This window comes from Qingrenia yutianensis (genome assembly GCF_014385105.1).
Lineage (GTDB): Bacteria > Bacillota > Clostridia > UMGS1810 > UMGS1810 > Qingrenia > Qingrenia yutianensis.
In genome coordinates, this window is the sequence record NZ_JACRTE010000049.1 from 1 (window position 1) to 2,436 (window position 2,436).

The 2,436-nt window shown below is 44.0% G+C and carries 1 protein-coding gene; it reads right to left on the reverse strand.

The genetic code is table 11. The features are described from left to right. Positions 1 to 2,436, reverse strand: a 2,436-nt coding sequence (locus H8706_RS11870; RefSeq protein WP_394354576.1) for a MutS N-terminal domain-containing protein, incomplete at both ends; no start/stop codon positions are given.

The window sequence follows — 2,436 nt, forward strand, 5'->3', positions numbered from 1 at the left end:
TTTTCACGAACATTGCCCGAAAGGTATTCATCTGCGGTCAGATATTTCGGCTCATATTCCGGCGATATTTCGTGTTCGGGGTTTAAGAATATAACGCCGTGCAAGTCCTCATACAGCTGCTGTTCGGTTTTGCCCGATAATTTCTCCATAAAGGCAATGTCTATCTTTGCCTTTTCCGCAAGCGACACCGCCAATGCTTCATCAGCCGTATCAACCTTTGTTACCTCGTGCTTTGCACGGATAGTCCGTTTTGTAAACATATCCGCTTTGCGTTCGAGTTCTCCGTACTCGTCCAATACCTCTAATGAGCAGAGCAGAAAATAACTGCTGTCCTCTGAAAAGGCAAGAGAATTGCCACGGGAATTGATAAGTCCGTATTTCTTTGTGTAGTTATCATAAAGCGTGTTCAGCTTTGCCTGCTGTGCCTTAATTTCATCATCGGAATAGTTTTCCGTCTGATATTCGATTAAAGTCCTCACGCAGTCCCGAAGCTCTATCATACCTTTTACACGGTTTTCTGCCGTTGCGTTCAGCTCAATCTTACGCATAAGGCTGTTCTCTCTGAAATACACATCTCCGTCAACAACCGTAAAGCTAAAATTTCTGACATTCGGGTCTGCCGGAATTGTTACCTCCTCATCATTTGAAACATCGTCAAATTCGTATTCCGTTATGCTTGCGTGAATATTTTGAATTGCACCGTCAAGCTGCTCGGCAAGTGAAATATCCTCATTCGGCTCACAGGTAAGCGTAGGACCGAAAGGACCGCTGACCTCTTTAAGTTCGCCCATAACCATATCGGGATTATCAAGAAAGTAACGGTTTACAAACTGCCCCTCGCTAAACTCACCGACTTCAACCCATTCAGGCATTATATCTGTCATACGCTCTCTTTTTTGCAAAAACAGAATATCTGCCGTAACCTCTGTTCCGGCGTTTTTCTTAAAGGTGTTATTCGGCAAGCGAACAGCGCCGATTAAATCGGCTCTTTGAGCTATATATCTGCGCACCTTTGAAGTACGCTTATCCATAGTGCCTGAGGAGGTGATAAAGGCTATAACGCCGCCCGGTCGCACCTTATCCAAAGTTTTCGCAAAAAAGTAATCGTGAATAAGGAAATTATGTTTGTTGTATTTCTTGTCAAGCAGCTTAAAATCTCCGAAAGGCACATTGCCGATTGCTACATCGAAAAAGCTGTCGGGAAGTTCGGAATTTTCATAGCCTTGTATGGCAACGGAATTTTTCTGATATAGCTGTCCGGCAATTCTGCCCGTTATACTGTCGATTTCCACGCCATACATTTTGCTCTCGCTCATACTCTCCGGCATAAGTCCCATAAAATTGCCTATTCCGCACGACGGCTCCAAGATGTTACCCTGCGTAAAGCCCATATTGGAAAGTGCCTTATACATTGCCTTGATTACAACAGGCGGAGTGAAGTGTGCGGTAAGTGTTGACGCTCTCGCTTGCTCATACTCATCAGGGGAAAGAGTGGTGTATAGCTCCTTAAATTCCTCCGACCAATTTTCTTTGGATTCATCAAATGCGTCTGCAAGACCGCCCCAGCCGACATACTGTGATAATATTTCCTGTTCTTCTGGAGTGGCAAGACGGTGTTCAAATTCAAGATTATGAAGTAAATTTACGGCATCAATATTCCTCTTAAATTTCTCTTTCGGAGTACCGTAACCGAGTTCATCATTTGTAATTTGGAAATTGCGTCTTTCCGATAACGGTATTTCGGGATATACAACCGTGTTTTGTACTCTCTGCGGCTTTGCCTTTTGAAATTCCGCCGTAAGCTGCGGTTTTGCCTGCTCCGCAATTATGCTCTTGACAAAATCTATGCTCTCACTGCGGAATATGGGAAAACCCGTACTGTTTTGAAAGGTTATATCCTTTAATGACACCTTGTTAAAGTCAGTGTTTACGCTGTCTACAACAAATTTGCGGTCATCAATGGTGAGTTCCGTTCCGACAAGAATTTCGGCATTTTCCTCCGGCTCCGGTGTCTGCACTTCCGTCTGCTGTGTTTCTGCTTGCTTCGGCTCATTTTCCGCTTGCTGTGCCTGTTTGGGTATAATTTTATCTGCCGACAAAAGCCTGTGCGAATTTCTGTTTTCATCGGCAATGACAACATCATACCCGGCATAAAGCAGCTTGTTTGCGTATTCGTCAAGTATATGCTTTGGAAAGCCGCACATTTTGTATGTGTTATCCTCAATTTGTTTTGAGGTTACGGCTATATCAAGTACCTGTGCCACATTTTCCGCATCTTCGCCGTAGCTTTCGTAAAAATCACCGAGAGGAATAAGGGCAACGGTTTTTGAGCCGTTATCGTCTTTGTGAAGCTCTGCAAGATATTCGGAGAACGGCTGCTGCGGTTGATTTTCTTTTTCAAACCGTTCCTCGATTAAAGCTCTGTATAAAGCCATA